Here is a 16,961-nt window from a genome sequence, read left to right as displayed (position 1 = left end):
GGGCACCATGAGCACCCTCACGATCGACTCCGTCTCCAAGAGGTACGGCGACAAGATCGCCCTCGACAACCTGAGTTTCGACGTCCGCCCGGGCGAGCTGTTCGGGTTCGTCGGCAGCAACGGCGCGGGAAAGACCACCACGATGCGCATCGCATTGGGAGTCCTGTCGGCAGATTCCGGCCAGGTTCTGTTGGGCGGCAAGCCCGTCGACCTCGACGTCCGTCGGACCATCGGCTACATGCCCGAGGAGCGAGGCCTGTACCCGAAGATGAAGGTCGGCCCGCAACTGGCGTACATGGCCGAACTGCACGGCTTGTCGTCGAAGGAGGCCAAAGCCGCCGTGGTCCGCTGGACCGAACGTCTCGGCATCGACGAGCGAGTGAACGACACTGTCGACGCGCTCAGCCTTGGGAATCAGCAGCGCGTGCAGCTGGCGGCCGCGCTGGTGCACGACCCGGCTGTTCTCGTGCTGGACGAACCGTTCTCCGGCCTCGACCCCATCGCCGTCGACGTCATGAGCGAAGTTCTCCGCGAAAAGGCCGCTGCCGGAGTGCCGGTGGTGTTCTCGAGCCACCAACTCGATCTGGTGCAACGCCTGTGCGACCGCGTCGGCATCATCGCCGCCGGCTCGATGAAAGCCGTCGGTACCGTCGACGAACTACGCGGATCAGGAGATTCGCACCTGCACGTCCACGCACCGAACGCTGCGCCCGGATGGGCGTCGGGCATCGCCGGAGTGAGCACTCTCGGCCACAGCGACGGCGTCACCGTTCTCGGGCTGGCACCGGGAGCCGATGATCAAGAAGTCCTGCGGGCCGCTCTCGCGACCGGACCGGTACACGAATTCTCAATCCAGAAACCTTCCCTGAGCGACCTGTTCCGAGAGGCGGTAGTGGCATGAGCTCCCAACTGAACTCCTTCAGCGCAGTGTCCTTGATAGCCAAGCGCGAGTTCACCGTTCAGGTGATGAAGAAGAGCTTCGTCATCAGCAACGTGATCATCCTGGCCGTCATCGTCGGCGGCATCATCGCATTCTCGATCTTCTCCGGCAGCGGTGACGAAGAGCGCGACGTCATCGGCGTCGCCGGGGACCAGTCCATCGCAACGGTATTGGAGGCAACCGGGGACGCTGTCGGCAGCCCCGTCGAGGTCCGTGACGTTGCCGACGCGGCGGCCGCGCGCAGTGGCGTCGAATCCGGGGATCTCGATGTGGCGCTGGTTCCGGACGGAACCGCAGGCGCATACACCGCCGTCACCGAGTCCGAACTGACCGGCACGTTGCGCGCCGTCGTCGAGGGCAGTGTCGCGACGCAGGCCACCAATACTGCACTGGCGCAACAGGGTGTCGATCAGAACGAGCTCGCCGCAAGGACGGGCGCCGCAACGGTCACCGTCGACGCGATCGATCCGCCCGACCCCGAAGCCAGTCAGCGGACGGCCCTGGCCCTGTCCGCCGTGTTCCTGCTGTACGCACAGATCATCGGTTTCGGAATGTACGTCGCGATGGGTGTAGTCGAGGAGAAGTCCTCGCGAGTCGTCGAACTGCTGCTCTCCACCGTCCGCCCCCTGCAGCTGCTGTGGGGCAAGATCCTCGGTATCGGCGCGGTCGGCATCCTGCAGCTCGCGCTCTACGGAATCGCCGGCGTGGGAGCAGGACTGGGTACGGGAGTCCTCACGGTCACGGGTGCCGCGCTGAGCGTCTTCGCGGCAACGCTGGCCTGGTTCATCTTGGGCTTCGCATTCTTCGCGGTGCTCTACGCGGCCGGCGGCTCGATGGTCTCGCGGCAGGAGGACGTGAACTCGACGACCATGCCGCTGCTGATCCTGATCATGGCGATGTTCTTCGCGGCCTTCTATTCCGTCAGCGATCCGGAGAGCACCCTTGCCAACACGTTGAGCTGGATTCCCCCGTTCTCTGCGATCATGATGCCGTTGCGCATCGCTGCCGGCGTTACTTCGCCAGTACAGATCGTCGGCTCGGCAGTCCTGATGATCGTCACCACCGCGATCCTGGCGATGGGTGCAGCAAAGATCTACCAGCGTTCCATCCTTCGAATCGGCAAGACCGTCTCGTGGAAGGAAGCGTTTTCTCGCTAGGGTTCAGCCATGAGCCCACGGACATCCGCCGCCGAGATTCTCGATTCCGTTCTCGACGGCGGATCGTTCGTGTCCTGGGACTCCGACCCGTTGAACGTCCACCCCAACGACTCCTATCAGCGCGACCTGGCCAAGGCCCGCGAGAAGAGTGGCGTCGACGAATCGGTGTTGACGGGCGAGGGCACCATCGACGGCCGACGCGTCGCAATCATTGCCTGCGAGTTCGCGTTTCTCGCCGGATCGATCGGCGTCGCGGCGGCCGAGCGCATCACCTCTGCGATCGAACGTGCCACGACCGAGCGGCTGCCGCTCATCGCCTCCCCGACCTCTGGCGGCACGCGCATGCAGGAGGGAACGTTGGCCTTCGTGCAGATGGTCAAGATCGCCTCCGCCGTCACCGCACACAAAGCGGCGCACCTGCCGTATGTGGTGTATCTCCGCAATCCGACGACCGGGGGCGTATTCGCATCCTGGGGTTCTCTGGCCCACGTCACCGTCGCCGAACCCGAGGCCCTCATCGGGTTCCTCGGCCCGCGGGTGTATCAGGCCCTGTACGACAAGCCATTTCCCGATGGTGTCCAGATTGCCGAGAATCTGTACCAACACGGGGTCATCGACGGTGTGGTGCCGGTCGATCAATTGCGTCACTTGCTGATCCGTACGCTGCGAGTGATCGTCGACGCATCCGTGTGGGCGGACGTTCCCGAAGAGCGACTTACGAGCATTCCCGAGCAATCGGCCTGGCACTCGGTACAGTCTTCGCGCCGCGCCGATCGTCCGGGGATTCGGCAGATCATCGAACATGCCGCGGCCGAGCACGTTCCGCTCAGCGGCACCGGCCAGGGCGAGGCGGACACGTCGATTCTTCTGTCGCTGTGCCGAATTCGCGGTGTCTCGTGTGTGCTGTTCGGTAACGACCGAAGCAGCAGCACCGCCACGGCAACGATGGGACCCGCCGCACTACGAGAAGCTCGGCGCGGCATGCGCCTGGCCGAGGAACTCCGGCTACCTCTGGTACTCGTCATCGACACATTCGGCGCAGCGCTGTCCAAGGAAGCCGAGGAGGGCGGCCTGGCACCCGAGATCGCGCGCTCGATCTCCGATCTGGTCACCGTGAACATTCCGACGGTGTCGGTGCTTCTCGGCCAGGGCACCGGCGGCGGGGCGCTCGCACTGCTGCCCGCCGATCGAGTCCTGTGTGCACAGAATGCCTGGCTCGCACCACTTCCGCCCGAGGGTGCCAGTGCCATCGTGCACCGCGACACCGCCCACGCCCCGGATATGGCCGAGGCCCAGGGCATCAGGTCGGTCGACCTGCTGCGCGACGGCATCGTCGACGCCATCGTTCCCGAACTCCCCGACGCGGCCGACGAACCGGCCGCGTTTTCCGGTCGCATAGCCGATGCCATTGTCCGCGAACTACGCGAGCTGTCGACCCTCGAAGCGGCAGCTCGGACGAGTGCGAGACTCGGCCGCTACCGCACTCTCGGGGTCACCTTGTGAGTGGAAACTCGACCCGTGCTAAGTGACCCCTGCTACGAACTTTCACGCACCTGCGAGGTCACGAGCGCCAACACGTCGCCCGCACGCAGGTCGGCGGGTAGCTCCACCGGGCTCACGCACCGGCGCCCCGGACCGTGCACATCGACCTTGACCACCGCACCCACCGAATGCCGGTTGACCACCACGGCCTGCTGTAGATCACCGAACTCGGCGTCGACACCCACCTCGCCGGCGATGACCGATCGCACCCGGGTCACCAGAATCGAGCCCCACTGCACCGGAGTGCCCTCGGCGTCGGCCAGATCCTCCAACGCAACGCCGTCGACGGTGATGCGGCCGCACACACAGTGAGTGTCCGCCGGCCAGAGCGCTGGATCGCACCGCGAGACGTAGGCGGCACCGAGAGACGGAAGTATGTCCACAAGAGTCATGAGAAGAAGTCTTGCGCCGGGCGCTGGCGTCGGACAGAGGTGTTGACGCAATCTTGACGCCCCGGCCGTGAATATTGACGCAGACCGGGCACGATTGCGCGCAACGACCGCCGGTCGACGGGATTCCGCCGGTCGTCGCCGGTAGTGCGCAACCCGGCCCGGACCAACCCACCTCGAACTACGCTCGCAGACATGAGTGGCGAGTATCGGCAGGCCTTCGACAGCAGCGTCGACAACCGCGAGCAGTTCTGGCTCGATGCCGCGGCTGGAGTCGACTGGGACACCCCACCCACCACGGCGTTCGACGGCTCGCAGTGGTTTCCTGGAGCCCGTCTCAACACCTGCGTCAACGCACTCGATCGGCACGTCGACGCCGGACACGGCGACCGGACCGCGCTGATCTACGACTCGGCGATGCTCGGACTCACTCGCAGCTACACCTACGCCGAACTACTCGACCAGGTCGCGCGCTTCGCCGGGGTACTCCGCGCGCAGGGCGTCGGACCGGGCGACCGCGTGGTCATCTACCTGCCGATGATTCCCGAAGCCGTCGTCGCGATGCTCGCGTGTGCGCGACTCGGTGCCGTGCACTCGGTGGTGTTCGGCGGATTCGCCGCCAAAGAACTCGCGGCCCGCATCGACGACGCCGAGCCGGTGCTTCTGATCACCGCGAACGGTGGGTTCGAGCCGGGTCGCGTCATCGACTACTTGCCGTTGGTGCAGCGCGCCCTGACGCTCACGACGGCGAACACACCGGCCGTGATCGTGAAATCGCGAGAGGGCATTCCCGGCGATCACGAGTGGCTGGATTGGGACACTCTCATCGCCGACGCCTCGGCCGCACAACCGGTTTCGATGGCCGCGACGGATCCGCTGTACATCCTCTACACGTCGGGCACGACGGGGAAGCCCAAGGGCGTGGTGCGCGACAACGGCGGTCATGCCGTGGCGTTGACGTGGTCGATGCGCAACATCTACGACGTGGGGCCCGGGCAGGTGATGTGGACGGCGTCCGATGTCGGCTGGGTGGTGGGACACTCGTACATCGTTTACGGACCGCTGTTCGCCGGTGCCACAACGGTTCTCTACGAGGGCAAGCCCGTCGGAACTCCCGATGCCGGCGCGTTCTGGCGGGTGATTCAGGACCACGGTGTGCGGGCCCTGTTCACCGCGCCGACCGCGCTGCGGGCCATTCGCAAGGTCGATCCCCACGCCGCCGAGCTCGAGAAATACGACACGTCCTCGCTGGAGACACTGTTCGTCGCCGGTGAACGCCTCGATCCCGATACCTACGAGTGGATTTCACGCACCCTCGATCGACCGGTCGTCGACCATTGGTGGCAGACCGAGACCGGGTGGGCGATCTGCGCCAATCTTCGGGGGCTGGAACCACTTCCGATCAAACCCGGGTCGCCGACCGTGCCGGTACCGGGGTTCCAGGTGGGCATCCTCGACGCGTCCGGCAATCCCGTGGACGCAGGCACCGAGGGCAACATCGTCGTGCAACTGCCACTGCCGCCCGGCGCGCTGGTCGGACTGTGGAACGACGAATCACGTTTCCAGCGTTCGTATCTCGACACGTTCCCCGGCTACTACCTCACCGGCGACTCCGGCTACATCGACGCCGACGGTTACGTCTACGTACTCGGCCGAAGCGACGACGTCATCAATGTCGCCGGCCACCGCCTGTCCACCGGGTCGATGGAGGCGGTGCTCGCGGGCCATCCCGCCGTCGCCGAATGCGCGGTGATCGGCATCCACGACGACCTCAAAGGCCAGCGCCCCAGCGGGTACGTCGTTCTCAAGGCCGGCGAGCAGATTACCGAAGAACAACTGCGCACCGAACTGGTGGCCATGGTCCGCGACCAGATCGGCGCACTGGCCACCTTCCGCGATGTGACGATCGTCGGAGCTCTGCCTAAAACCCGCTCGGGCAAGATACTTCGAAAGACGATGCGGCAGATCGTCGCCGGTGAGCAGTACGGGGTCCCGTCGACCATCGAGGATCCCGCGGTCCTCGATGCGCTGGAAAAGCTACTCGGCCGCTGACCCGTCGTGCGCGTTTTGCGTATGTCGAGGTACGCAAAACGCGCACGACGGGTGAGGACGCTCCGACGCAAATTCGCGCAACCATGGCCGAAACCCGCGCGCCATGGGGCACCCCCGCACGATAGCGTCCTCGGCATGACAGATCTCGACACCCGCCCCGCCGTCGACTGGCTCGCCCTCGGTGCGGTCACCGTCACGGTGATCTCCTGGGCCTCGGCCTTCGTCGCCATCCGCGGCGTCGGTGAATCGTTCGGTGCCGGCCCACTCGCTCTGGGCCGGCTGCTCATCGGATCGTGTGCACTCGGTGTGATCGTGTTGATCAGGAGACAGTGGGTCAAGCCGAACCGCACGCAGTGGTTACAGATCGCCAGCGTCGGCGTTTTCTGGTTCGGCGTCTACAACGTCGCCCTCAATGCCGCCGAGCAACGTGTCGACGCCGGAACGACGTCGATGATCATTCAGATCGGCCCTATCCTGGTGGCCCTGTTCGCCGGTCTGCTTCTGGGCGAGGGCTTTCCGAAGTGGTTGGTGATCGGTGCCGGTATCGCGTTCGCCGGTGCCGTCATGGTCGGCGTCGTCACCGCCGTCACCACCACCTCGACCACCAGGACGGACGCCGACTTCCTCGGCATCGCACTGTGTCTGGTATCCGCAGTGACCTATGCCATCGGAGTGCTCAGCCAGAAGCCGGTACTGCGCACGATCCCCGGCTTGCAGGTCACCTGGATGGCCTGCACCATCGGGGCGGTCTGCACGCTTCCTTTCGCGCCTGCTCTGCTCGACGACCTGTCGACCGCCTCGGCCGGAGCCACCGGCGGATTGGTCTATCTCGGCCTGGTTCCCACTGCACTGGCGTTCAGCACCTGGGCCTATGCGTTGACGCGCATGAACGCAGGCAAGCTCGGCATCACCACGTATGCGGTTCCGCCGATCACCATCACTCTGGCCTGGTTGTTGCTGGGCGAGATACCGCACATTCTCGCCGTCGTCGGCGGTGTCATCTGCCTCGTCGGAGTCGGATTGTCCCGCAAGCGTTGAGGTCTTACAGGGCCTTGAACCGAGCGATAGCAACCTCACGCTCGTGCTTGTGGTCGACGATCGCATCCACGTACTCCTTGGGTCGGCCGAACTTCAACGTGTGCACGGCTTTTCCCTCCTCGCCGCGGAGCTCCGGCACCCAGCGCCGTACGTAATCGCCCGTCGGATCGAATTTCTCACCTTGGGTGATCGGATTGAACACCCGAAAGTACGGCGAGGCGTCCGTACCGGTGCCGGCTGTCCACTGCCAACCGTGTTGGTTGTTGGCCAGATCGCCGTCGACGAGATGCTGCATGAAATAGCGGGCACCTCGCCACCACGGCAGGTGCAGGTCTTTGACGAGGAACGACGCGACGATCATCCGCACCCGGTTGTGCATCCACTTCTCCGAGTTCAATTGCCGCATACCGGCATCGACGATCGGGAAACCGGTTTCGCCCTTGCACCAGGCCTCGAACAGCTCGTCGGCGTGCTTGCCCGAGTCCAGTTCGATCTTGTCGAACTTCTTGACGTAGTTCTCCCGCGCACTGTCGGGGCGCTGAAACAGGATGTCGGCGTAGAAGTCTCGCCAGCAGATCTGCCTCCGATACGCAGCGGCACCCTCGTTGCGGAGCTTGCCCAGGTCGGCCAGCATGGTTCGCGGATGAATGGTGCCGTACTTCAGATGCACCGACATCCGGCTCGTCGAATCCAGGTCTGGGCGGTTGCGTTCGTCGTCGTACTTCGAGACGTCGTCGAGAAAATCCTTCCACTGCGCCAGTGCGGCCTTCTCCCCTGCATCGGCGTCGGAGGTTTCCGTCTCGCTCGGAATCTTTGCCCGTTTCACGCCTTTCACGTCGTCGGGGTCGATCCACTTCACGGTTTTCGCAGACGTATCGGCCGGTCCGCGCCAACCGTGTTCCATCCACTGCCGTGAGTACGGCGTGAACACCTTGTACGGCTCACCGTCGTCCTTGGTGATTCGTCCGGGCGCAACGGCATACGGCGAACCGGTCTCGACCAGCGTCACCTTCTCGCCGACGCGCTGGTCCCGCTCCCGGCCGTACGGACCGTAATCGGCGCTGATGTGGACCTCGTCGGCGTCGATCGCCTTCGCCACCTTCGGCACCACCGTCTCGGGGTCGCCGTGCACCACCATCAGTCTGCCGTCGAGCTGCTCGTTCAGTGCCTCGAGCGACCGGAACAGGAAGTCCTTGCGCGGACCGCCCGAGGGCTTCAGCAAACGGTCGTCCAGTACGAACAGCCCCAGTACCGGATCCCCGGACTCGGCGGCGGCGGTGAGTGTGGGCAGATCCCCCACTCGGAGATCACGGCGAAACCAAACGAGCGACATGCCGACAGTCTTACCCACCCCGGCTCCGAGCAACCCCCATCACCGTTCGGGGATTCTCAGAGAATCGCCAATCCAGGCTCACCGCCGCCGCAACATCGGCCCCTACCTTGGGAAATACGCCGATCAGCCGCGAGCAGAGGAGAGAACATCATGACGAACATCCGCCCCTTCCCCGGTGCCCTCTCCCTCGTCGAGAGCACCTGCACGTTCGAGAAGTACTACGAGCAGCTCTACGCCAAAGCGCCTGCTCTCGCCTGGACGCTCGACGCCGATACCGATCGCCGCACGGCCCTCGAAGAATTCTTCGCCAAGACGCCCGAGGAGCGGCGTACCACCGTCGACAGCTGGGTTGCCTAGCATTGGGAGGTGACCGAATCGCCGAGCACCCCCGCCACCGTCCTCGTCGTCGACGATGACACCGATGTGTTGTCGTCGCTGCAGCGCGGCCTGCGTCTGTCCGGCTTCACTGTCATCACGGCGTCGGACGGTGCCGAGGCGCTCGGCGTGGTGTCGCGTACCTCGCCCGACGCGATCGTGCTGGACATCAACATGCCGGTGCTCGACGGCGCAAGCGTCGTGACTGCGTTGCGCGCCATGGGGAACGACATTCCGATCTGTGTTCTCAGTGCCCGCAGCTCCGTGGACGATCGCATCGCCGGTCTCGAATCCGGTGCCGACGACTACCTCACCAAACCGTTCGTGCTCGCCGAGCTGGTTGCCCGCATCAGGGCCATGCTTCGACGGCGCGGCACCAGTCCGGTCATTCCCGCAGCCGATCCTGGCATCCCCAATTCGGCTGTCGCCGTGGGCACTTTGGTCGTCGACATCGCGGGGTACCGAGTGCACCGCGGCGGTGCCGACATCGATCTCACCAAGCGTGAGTTCGAGTTGCTGGCCATTCTTGCTCGCAACAAGGGCGTCGTACTGACGCGCGAGCGACTCCTCGAATTGGTCTGGGGATACGACTTCGTCGCCGACACCAACGTCGTCGACGTGTTCGTCGGCTATCTGCGCCGCAAACTCGAGAGCGACGGCTCGCCGCGCATCCTGCACACCGTCCGCGGTGTGGGCTTCGTCGTGCGGGAGTCGGTATGAGCTTCTCGCTCCGCGCCCGGGTCGCGGCGGCGACGGCTCTCGGTGCCACCCTCGTCGTGGCGGCCCTGGCCGTGGTGACCTCGGTGGCCATTTCGCGCAACAACGTCAATCAGCTCGACGAGCGTCTGACGACGGCGTCACAGGTGCTGGTCCCGAACTCGTCGACGTTGGAAGCCTTCATCGATCAGTTGTCCGGAGCGTTCGCTGTCACCATTCGCAGCGGGGACATCGTCGTCGCCTCGACACCGACGCGGTTGCCCGCCCTCGACACCGGTTCTCAGACAGTGGATGTGGACGGTCAGCGGTTTCGGGTCTACACCGCGACCTCGACCGTGGTCTCGTCCGTGTCGATCTCCATCGGTGTCCCGGCCATCGAGGCGCAGCAGGTGACCGACGAGCAACAGAAGCAAGTGATCCTGCTGGGATTGGCGGCGGTTGCCGTGTCGACGGGCTTGGGTTGGTTGTTCGGGGGACGTGCCGTCAGACCGCTGGTGACGCTGACGCGGCAGGTCAGCGCTCAACCTCCGTCGGCGCCGCAGACCCGAACCGGAGTCACCGAGGCAGACGAGCTCGCTGTGGCGATCGGCGGCATGCTCACCCGGCTGAACGAGGCACAGGAACGCACCAACGCCGCCCTGGACACTGCGCGCGATTTCGCGGCAGTGTCTGCCCACGAACTGCGGACGCCGTTGACCGCGATGCGCACCGACATAGAAGTACTACGCACCCTCGACCTCGAGCGCGCGCAACAACAGGAGATTCTGACCGACCTCGAACGCACCCAGGGACGCGTCGAGACGACCTTGACGGCGCTCGAACGACTGGCATCGGGCGAGCTGTCCAGCGAGGGCGACCGGGTCGAGACCGACATCATCGACATCTGCGACGTCGCCGCACAGGATGCGCAGCGTCAGCACCCGGGCCTGGACGTTCGCGTCGAGTCGGAACCGGAGTGCGAGATCACGATTCGCGCGCTACCCACCGGAGTCCGACTCGCGGTGGACAACGCGATCGGCAACGCCGTCCGACACGGCGGGGCAAGCACCGTCGTCATTCGCGTCGAACGCGCGGACGCGCTCGTCCGAATTCTGATCGACGACAACGGATCCGGCGTTCCCATGGACGAACGCGAATCGGTGTTCGGACGGTTCGAGCGCGGAGCCGGAGCCGCGAAAGGCGGCTCCGGCCTCGGTCTCGCACTGGTGGCACAGCAAGCCGAATTGCACGGTGGCCGTGCATATTTGGCAGACAGCCCCCTCGGGGGTGCCCGATTGGTGCTCGAGTTACAGGACCGCTGACGAGAGATCTGCTACTTGACGTCGAGCAGATCGATGACGAAAACGAGAGTCTTGCCGGACAGGCGGTGACCTGCACCGGCGGGGCCGTAGGCGAGCTCCGGCGGGATGGTGAGCTGGCGGCGTCCGCCGACCTTCATCCCGGGGATACCGTCCTGCCAGCCCTGAATGAGGCCTCGGAGCGGGAACTGAATGGACTCGCCGCGGTTCCACGAGGAGTCGAATTCTTCGCCGGTGTCGAACTCGACGCCGACGTAGTGCACCTCCACATTTCCGCCCGGTACTGCCTCTGCGCCGTCACCTTCGACGAGGTCGACCGTCACCAGATCCAACGGTGCCGGTCCGGCTTGAAATTCGATCACTGGCTTCGTCACTGAAGTCTCCTGCGGTTGTGCCGGCCCCGGACGCCGACTGTCTTGCTGTGGGCATATAGCAGTTCGACTCTACGTCGTAGACGGGTGCAACCGAAGGCTGGCACCCGAACAGTCGCCGTTCCTGCTGGTCACAGCGCCACAGGGCGAGGGCATACGATGGAGCCATGAGTGAGACGATCCGCGTCAGCCTCGCCCAGATCACCAGTGGCGAAAACCCGAGCGCAAACCTGAACCTGATCGAGACCCACACCCGCGCCGCGGCACACGCGGGCTCGGACCTCGTCGTGTTCCCGGAGGCGATGATGCGCTGCTTCGGCGGACCCATCCGGAAGTTCGCGGAGCCACTCGACGGCGAATGGGCACAGACCGTTCGTCGAATCGCGTCCGATGCCGGCATCACCGTCGTCGCCGGCATGTTCACTCCCGCGCCCGACGACAGAGTGACCAACACACTGCTCGTCACCGGCCCGGGTATCGAGGCGAGCTACGACAAAATCCACCTGTTCGACGCGTTCGGATTTGCCGAATCCGACACCGTCGCACCGGGTTCGGACCCACTTGTGGCGGATATCGCCGGAGTTCGGGTGGGCTTCGCGACCTGCTACGACATTCGCTTCCCTGCCCTGTTCCAGAAACTCGGCGATCTCGGTGCCGAACTCGTCGTGGTACCCGCGTCCTGGGGATCGGGTGACGGCAAAGTGGAGCAGTGGACCCTGCTCGCCCGCGCACGTGCCCTGGACTCGACCACGTTCATCGCGGCCTGCGATCAGGCCGAACCCGGTGCCGCCGAAGGCAATGCCCCGTTGGGCCTCGGCCACAGTATCGTCTGCTCCCCCACCGGCGAGATCCTAGGCCAACTCGACGCGACACCCGGGATGCTGACGATCGACATCCATACCGAGTTGGTCGACGCCGTGCGCAAGAACCTGCCAGTACTGAAGAACCGCAAGCACTTCGACGCCTGACGGTGCCGCGAACTCGAAGTTATGGACGAATTCTGGCCCAAATCCGTCCCTAACCTCGAACTCGGCGCGCGAACGCACCCGTCACGCAGCGAGATCGCAGTTATGCAGCCAAGAATGGCCATATCGCCCGCGTAAGTGCGAACTCGACGTAAACGACAACGCCGCCGAACCCTGGTGGGCGCGGCGGCGTTGTTGTGCAACAGCTAGCGGGAGCTGACGTCCTGGTAGTCGCGCTCGGTGTAGCCGGTGTAGATCTGGCGCGGGCGGCCGATCTTGCCGGTGGTGTCCTCGTTCTGCTCGCGCCAGTGCGCGATCCAGCCCGGGAGACGGCCCATCGCGAACAAGACCGTGAACATGCGCGGCGGGAAGCCCATCGCGCGGTAGATCAGGCCGGTGTAGAAGTCCACGTTGGGGTACAGCTTGCGCTCGACGAAGTAGTCGTCGGTCAGCGCGGTCTCTTCGAGCTTGAGTGCGATCTCGAGCAGCTCGTCGCCGTTGCCCAGCTTGCCCAGGATCGTGTGTGCGGTTTCCTTGACCAGCGTCGCGCGCGGATCGAAGTTCTTGTACACCCGGTGTCCGAAGCCCATGAGCTTGACGCCGTCTTCCTTGTTCTTCACCCGACGCAGGAAGTCCGTGGCGTCGCCGCCCTCGGCCTTGATCTTGTCGAGCATCTCGAGCACGGCCTGGTTGGCACCGCCGTGCAGCGGGCCCCACAGCGCGTTGATGCCGCCGGAGATAGAGGTGAAGAGGTTGGCCTGCGAGGATCCGACGAGGCGGACCGTCGACGTGGAGCAGTTCTGCTCGTGGTCGGCGTGCAGGATGAGCAGCATGTCGAGTGCTTTGACGATCTCGGGATCGACCTCGTACGGCTCGGCGGGAAAGCCGAACGTCATGCGCAGGAAGTTCTCGACCAGGCTCTTCGAGTTGTCCGGGTACAGGAACGGCTGACCGACCGACTTCTTGTAGGCGTACGCCGCGATGGTGGGCAGCTTGGCCAGCAGACGGATCGTGGAGAGCTCGACCTGCTCGGGATCGTTCGGCTCGAGCGAATCCTGGTAGTACGCCGACAGTGCGTTGACCGCGCTCGACAGCACCGGCATCGGGTGGGCGTTGCGCGGGAAGCCGTCGAAGAAACGCTTGAGGTCCTCGTGCAGCAACGTGTGGCGACGGATGCGGTCGGTGAACGTCTCGAGCTCGTCCTCGGACGGCAGCTCCCCGTAGATCAACAGGTAGCTGACCTCGATGAACGACGACTTGCCCGCAAGCTGTTCGATCGGGTAACCGCGGTAGCGCAGGATCCCCGCGTCACCGTCGATGTACGTGATGGCCGACTTGGTGGACGCGGTGTTGACGAACCCGCCGTCCAGCGTCGTGTAGCCGGTGGTCGCCAGCAGCTTTCCCAGCTCGATACCGTTGTTGCCTTCACTGGCCTCGGCAATCGACATGGAATATTCGCCACCGGGGTAGGTGAGGGTGGCTTTGGCATCATTCTCAGCGGGCACGAATGGTCCCTCTCGAACTCGTGTAACGGACACGTACTTAAAACGGACAGTTCTTACGTCGCTAGTGAAACTAGTCTCTCGGTGCCTCGGACGCCCAGGGAGGGTCGGCACCGGGTCGTGAAACCGTGATCGCGGCTGCCTTGGCAGCGAACGAAAGAGCTTGCCGCCAATCCTCCCCGGTCATCTCCTGTACCGCTTTCGATGTGATGATGGTCTCTTTTTCCAGGTAGCTCAACAGTGCGCCGTGCACGGTGTCACCAGCGCCGATCGTGTCGACCACGTCGACGGCGACGCCCGGTACCGACACCTCCTCGGCTGCTGTCACGCCCGTGGCCTTCGTCTTCCCGGACGCGGTGAACACCGAGATACCGTCCCCGCCGCGGGTCATCACCACCGCAGTCACCCCGGCCGCGAGCCAGTCGTCGACGGTGGTGCCCTGAGTCCCCTGTCCCAGCCAGTGCGAGTCGTCCTCGGACACCTTGAGAATGTCGATGCTCGGCAACCACGAGCGAAAACGATCGCGGAACCCGTCGGCGGTGATGTCGCCGCTGGTGCTGTCGATGGCGGCCGGGCGGATGTTGGGGTCGAGCATCGTCAGCTTGCCCGCGGCCCGAGCTCGATGCAGCAGTTCGGCGTACACCGACGCGCCGGGCTCGTACAGCAGCGACAACGTGCCGAAGGACAGGACACTGATCTCGTCGGGCAGATCACCGGGGTCGGCGACGAGTCGATCGGCCGTGCCGTCGGCGTAGAACGAGTACTCGGCGCTGCCGTCTTCTGCGAGAGTCGTCATCGCCAACGTCGTCGGCTCGTCACCACGCTGCACCCACGAGATGTCGACACCTGCATCGCGCAGACTCGCCAGGATCTGCTCCCCGAACGAGTCACGGGAGATGCGGGAGAGATACGCAACCGGCGACCCCAACCGACCGATCGAGATAGCGACGTTGAACGGCCCGCCGCCGAGTTTCGGTGAGAGCAGCGGCCCCTCGTGCACCGGCACCAGATCCACCAATGCTTCGCCGCACACCAGAATCGTCACTTCTCGTACTCCATTCCCCAGCTGCCGGACCAGGTTTGCCCCGGGTCGAGCACGATCAGATCCATCGAAGAATTCAAGGCGTCGGGCGGACACGTCATCGGTTCGATCGCCAACGCACGTCCCCGGTCCGGGTACGCCTGGTCGTTGGCGGGATCGGCGGTGAACACCTGCACCCAACCGAAGCTGCTGTCGGTCCACAGCACCGTCGCAGTGCCGTCGGGGCCACGCAGTGTGTGCTTCGCACGGCCGTCGCCGTCGGGCACCGAGGCACTGAACGGAGTGTCGAGCTGCACGCCCTCGAGGTTCCGAGGCTGCCGAAAGTCGTACTCGGTATCGGCCGTCGGCACCGAAAGCCCCACGGGCAGATTGCGTACCGGATCGAGCGGCAGCCGCGTACCCGCGGAGAGTTCGAGCGTGCATTCGTCGAGGGGTACGTCCCCCACCCGCACGTACGTATGGAATCCCATTCCGTACGGCGCAGCCGATTCGCCCGTGTTCGTCGCCGACGCGGTCACCGTCAGACCGTCGTCGGACAGCTCGTGTGACACGGTCAATCGCAAAGAGAACGGCCAGCCCTCGTGCGTACCGATGTCCACACTCTGCTCGACGCGAGACTCGGTGTGCTCGCCGAGAGTCCACTCCACCCGTCGGACGAACCCGTGGCTCGCGTTGTTGCGGGCCGGTTCGGTGATCTCCAACCGATGTTCGACGCCCTCGAACGTGAACGTTCCGTCGGCCGTCCGATTCGGCCACGGGGCCAACACCAGTCCGGCCGAGAGCGGCGGCTTGGTGCCTGCCTCCCACGTTTCGGTGAGCGGTGAGCCGTCGTACTCGAGGACCCGCAGGCCCGCTCCGACAGCAGCGACGTCGGCGCGATACTTGCCGCTCGTCACCGAATACGTCTGCGCCTCAGCTGTGGGAGCCATGCGAGCCATTGTCCACGACGGTGTCGTCCACCGTCTTGCTACCGACGATTGCGCCGACTCGGTAGCGAATGAACGCCGGTAGCGCGAGAGCCGCGATCGAGACACCGATGACGACCAGCACACCACCTCCGGCGGCGGCCGCGGCCGTCCCCACCGAGGCCGCTGCCGCGCCGTGCAGAACATCGCCGATCCGCGGGCCTCCCGCGACGACGACGATGAAGACACCTTGCAGTCGGCCGCGCATCTCATCGGTCGCCACCGTCTGCAGCATCGTGCTGCGGAACGCCGCCGAGATCATGTCGGCACCACCACCGAGCGCCAGAAACGCCAGTGCGAACCACAGGGCAACGGTCGTCGCTCCGTCGGTCGCCGCACCGACGGCGAGCCCGAATCCGATCATCGCCACGCCCCAGACGACGATGCAGATCAACACCGCCAGGCCTTGACGCTGCACGCGCGGTAGCCAACCGGAGAACACTCCACCGAGCACCGCTCCCGCGGACATCGCCGCGAACAGCATGCCGAGCACCGGCCCACCCGAGGCCGGGTCCCCGAAACTGTCGTGGGCGATCTGCGGGAACAGCGCCCGAGGCATCCCGAACACCATGGCGATGATGTCGACGACGAACGACGCCAGCAGCACCTTCTGGGTCGCGAGATACGCGAAACCCTCGAACACCGAACGTAATCCGGCGCGTTGACCGGACTTGGCCGGCGGAATGCCCGGCAGCCTGATCACCGCCCACAGCGTGGCGAACAGTGCGATGGTGTCGATCAGGTAGAGCGTCTCCAGTCCGATGTAGTAGATGAGGATGCCGGCACTGAGCGGGCCGGCGATGGCACCGAAGTTCATCACCGTCATGTTCAGTGAGTTCGCGGCGGGCAACTGCGCAGCCGGCAGGATTCGCGGCAGCACCGCACTGCGGGTCGGCTGATTGACGGCGAAGAAGGCCTGCTGAATTGCCAACAGCACCAACACGATCCACACGTTGTTCAGTTGCAGGAACGCCTGCAACCAGAACAGTGCCGATGTTCCGATCAGGCCGAAGGTGGTGATCATCAACAAAGTTCGGCGGTCCATCACGTCGGCGAGCGCCCCACCCCACAGCCCGAACACGATGAGGGGCACCAGAGCGAACACGCCCGTCAAGCCGACGTAGGCCGAGCTCAGGGTGATCTGATAGACCTGTTGCGGCACAGCAACGATCGACAACTGCGCGCCGATGACGGTGACGATGTTCGCCAACCACAGGCGGCGATATGCGGGAGTCTTCAGCGGGGTCGTGTCGGCCAGGATGCCGCGCAGCCCGC

Annotated in this window: 16 protein-coding genes; 9 read left to right on the top strand and 7 right to left on the bottom strand. The window is 64.9% G+C overall.

Annotated features, from left to right (window positions below):
• The first annotated feature begins 7 nt into the window (after positions 1-7).
• From QM588_RS08790 to QM588_RS08780, 3 genes are read left to right on the top strand one after another with little or no spacing between them, the layout of a single operon-like run.
• Positions 8-901 carry an ABC transporter ATP-binding protein gene (locus QM588_RS08790; RefSeq protein ID WP_283312657.1) on the top strand — a complete coding sequence of 298 codons (894 nt, stop codon included), beginning with the start codon at positions 8-10 and terminating at the stop codon, positions 899-901.
• Positions 898-2,097 (top strand): ABC transporter permease, encoded by a 1,200-nt coding sequence (locus QM588_RS08785; protein WP_283312656.1) that lies wholly within the window; start codon positions 898-900, stop codon positions 2,095-2,097. Before QM588_RS08790 ends, QM588_RS08785 begins: the two co-directional genes overlap by 4 nt.
• 9 nt (positions 2,098-2,106) lie before the next feature.
• Complete coding sequence (locus tag QM588_RS08780; protein ID WP_283312655.1) at positions 2,107-3,600, top strand: carboxyl transferase domain-containing protein; 1,494 nt, start codon at positions 2,107-2,109, stop codon at positions 3,598-3,600.
• A 32-nt stretch (positions 3,601-3,632) separates the two neighbouring features.
• Here QM588_RS08780 and QM588_RS08775 read toward each other — a convergent pair whose 3' ends face one another.
• Positions 3,633-4,031 carry a hypothetical protein gene (locus QM588_RS08775; protein ID WP_283312654.1) on the bottom strand — a complete coding sequence of 133 codons (399 nt, stop codon included), beginning with the start codon at positions 4,029-4,031 and terminating at the stop codon, positions 3,633-3,635.
• A 192-nt stretch (positions 4,032-4,223) separates the two neighbouring features.
• On the opposite strand from QM588_RS08775, the gene QM588_RS08770 reads away from it, so the two are divergent.
• Positions 4,224-6,080 (top strand): propionyl-CoA synthetase, encoded by a 1,857-nt coding sequence (locus QM588_RS08770; protein ID WP_283312653.1) that lies wholly within the window; start codon positions 4,224-4,226, stop codon positions 6,078-6,080.
• Between the two features lie 135 nt (positions 6,081-6,215).
• Positions 6,216-7,118: a DMT family transporter gene (locus QM588_RS08765; RefSeq protein ID WP_283312652.1), complete on the top strand. Its 903-nt coding sequence runs from the start codon at positions 6,216-6,218 to the stop codon at positions 7,116-7,118.
• Positions 7,119-7,122: 4 nt separating this feature from the next.
• On the opposite strand, the gene QM588_RS08760 is transcribed toward QM588_RS08765, so the two are convergent.
• Complete coding sequence (locus tag QM588_RS08760; RefSeq protein ID WP_283312651.1) at positions 7,123-8,451, bottom strand: cryptochrome/photolyase family protein; 1,329 nt, start codon at positions 8,449-8,451, stop codon at positions 7,123-7,125.
• Between the two features lie 150 nt (positions 8,452-8,601).
• On the opposite strand from QM588_RS08760, the gene QM588_RS08755 reads away from it, so the two are divergent.
• The 3 genes from QM588_RS08755 to QM588_RS08745 are packed head-to-tail and all read left to right on the top strand — an operon-like array spanning position 8,602 to position 10,844.
• Complete coding sequence (locus QM588_RS08755; RefSeq protein WP_222083179.1) at positions 8,602-8,808, top strand: hypothetical protein; 207 nt, start codon at positions 8,602-8,604, stop codon at positions 8,806-8,808.
• Between the two features lie 9 nt (positions 8,809-8,817).
• Complete coding sequence (locus QM588_RS08750) at positions 8,818-9,546, top strand: response regulator transcription factor (RefSeq protein ID WP_032365895.1); 729 nt, start codon at positions 8,818-8,820, stop codon at positions 9,544-9,546.
• Positions 9,543-10,844, top strand: coding sequence for a sensor histidine kinase (locus tag QM588_RS08745; protein WP_283312650.1), 1,302 nt, complete (start codon positions 9,543-9,545; stop codon positions 10,842-10,844). The genes QM588_RS08750 and QM588_RS08745 overlap by 4 nt, the downstream gene beginning before the upstream one ends.
• An 11-nt stretch (positions 10,845-10,855) precedes the next feature.
• Here QM588_RS08745 and QM588_RS08740 read toward each other — a convergent pair whose 3' ends face one another.
• The gene (locus tag QM588_RS08740; RefSeq protein WP_027495932.1) at positions 10,856-11,215 is read right to left on the bottom strand and encodes an FKBP-type peptidyl-prolyl cis-trans isomerase; all 360 of its coding nucleotides are present in this window, start codon (positions 11,213-11,215) and stop codon (positions 10,856-10,858) included.
• Positions 11,216-11,379: 164 nt separating this feature from the next.
• Between QM588_RS08740 and QM588_RS08735 the strand changes: the two genes are divergently transcribed.
• The gene (locus tag QM588_RS08735) at positions 11,380-12,180 is read left to right on the top strand and encodes a carbon-nitrogen hydrolase family protein (RefSeq protein WP_283312648.1); all 801 of its coding nucleotides are present in this window, start codon (positions 11,380-11,382) and stop codon (positions 12,178-12,180) included.
• A 203-nt stretch (positions 12,181-12,383) separates the two neighbouring features.
• Here QM588_RS08735 and QM588_RS08730 read toward each other — a convergent pair whose 3' ends face one another.
• The 4 genes from QM588_RS08730 to QM588_RS08715 all read right to left on the bottom strand — a co-directional run bounded on the left by QM588_RS08730 (position 12,384) and on the right by QM588_RS08715 (position 16,956).
• Positions 12,384-13,682 (bottom strand): citrate synthase, encoded by a 1,299-nt coding sequence (locus QM588_RS08730; protein ID WP_027495925.1) that lies wholly within the window; start codon positions 13,680-13,682, stop codon positions 12,384-12,386.
• 70 nt (positions 13,683-13,752) lie between these two features.
• Complete coding sequence (locus QM588_RS08725) at positions 13,753-14,724, bottom strand: carbohydrate kinase family protein (RefSeq protein ID WP_283312647.1); 972 nt, start codon at positions 14,722-14,724, stop codon at positions 13,753-13,755.
• Complete coding sequence (locus QM588_RS08720) at positions 14,721-15,650, bottom strand: aldose 1-epimerase family protein (RefSeq protein ID WP_283312646.1); 930 nt, start codon at positions 15,648-15,650, stop codon at positions 14,721-14,723. The genes QM588_RS08725 and QM588_RS08720 overlap by 4 nt, the downstream gene beginning before the upstream one ends.
• Entirely contained in the window at positions 15,634-16,956 is a 1,323-nt protein-coding gene (locus QM588_RS08715) for an MFS transporter (RefSeq protein ID WP_283312869.1), read from the bottom strand. Before QM588_RS08715 ends, QM588_RS08720 begins: the two co-directional genes overlap by 17 nt.
• Between the last annotated feature and the right edge of the window lie 5 nt (positions 16,957-16,961).

Source organism: Rhodococcus sp. IEGM 1354 (assembly GCF_030056855.1).
GTDB lineage: Bacteria > Actinomycetota > Actinomycetes > Mycobacteriales > Mycobacteriaceae > Rhodococcoides.
Note: the sequence above shows the minus strand (reverse complement) of the source record. Positions and strands in the feature narration are given on the sequence as shown.

Bases quoted from the DNA above. Each gene is read 5' to 3' on its own strand.
- QM588_RS08785 (WP_283312656.1), top strand. From the start codon at position 898: ATGAGCTCCCAACTGAACTCCTTCAGCGCAGTGTCCTTGATAGCCAAG.
- QM588_RS08755 (WP_222083179.1), top strand. From the start codon at position 8,602: ATGACGAACATCCGCCCCTTCCCCGGTGCCCTCTCCCTCGTCGAGAGC.
- QM588_RS08770 (WP_283312653.1), top strand. From the start codon at position 4,224: ATGAGTGGCGAGTATCGGCAGGCCTTCGACAGCAGCGTCGACAACCGC.
- QM588_RS08760 (WP_283312651.1), bottom strand. From the start codon at position 8,451: ATGTCGCTCGTTTGGTTTCGCCGTGATCTCCGAGTGGGGGATCTGCCC.
- QM588_RS08735 (WP_283312648.1), top strand. From the start codon at position 11,380: ATGAGTGAGACGATCCGCGTCAGCCTCGCCCAGATCACCAGTGGCGAA.
- QM588_RS08790 (WP_283312657.1), top strand. From the start codon at position 8: ATGAGCACCCTCACGATCGACTCCGTCTCCAAGAGGTACGGCGACAAG.
- QM588_RS08775 (WP_283312654.1), bottom strand. From the start codon at position 4,031: ATGACTCTTGTGGACATACTTCCGTCTCTCGGTGCCGCCTACGTCTCG.
- QM588_RS08780 (WP_283312655.1), top strand. From the start codon at position 2,107: ATGAGCCCACGGACATCCGCCGCCGAGATTCTCGATTCCGTTCTCGAC.
- QM588_RS08720 (WP_283312646.1), bottom strand. From the start codon at position 15,650: ATGGCTCCCACAGCTGAGGCGCAGACGTATTCGGTGACGAGCGGCAAG.
- QM588_RS08745 (WP_283312650.1), top strand. From the start codon at position 9,543: ATGAGCTTCTCGCTCCGCGCCCGGGTCGCGGCGGCGACGGCTCTCGGT.
- QM588_RS08765 (WP_283312652.1), top strand. From the start codon at position 6,216: ATGACAGATCTCGACACCCGCCCCGCCGTCGACTGGCTCGCCCTCGGT.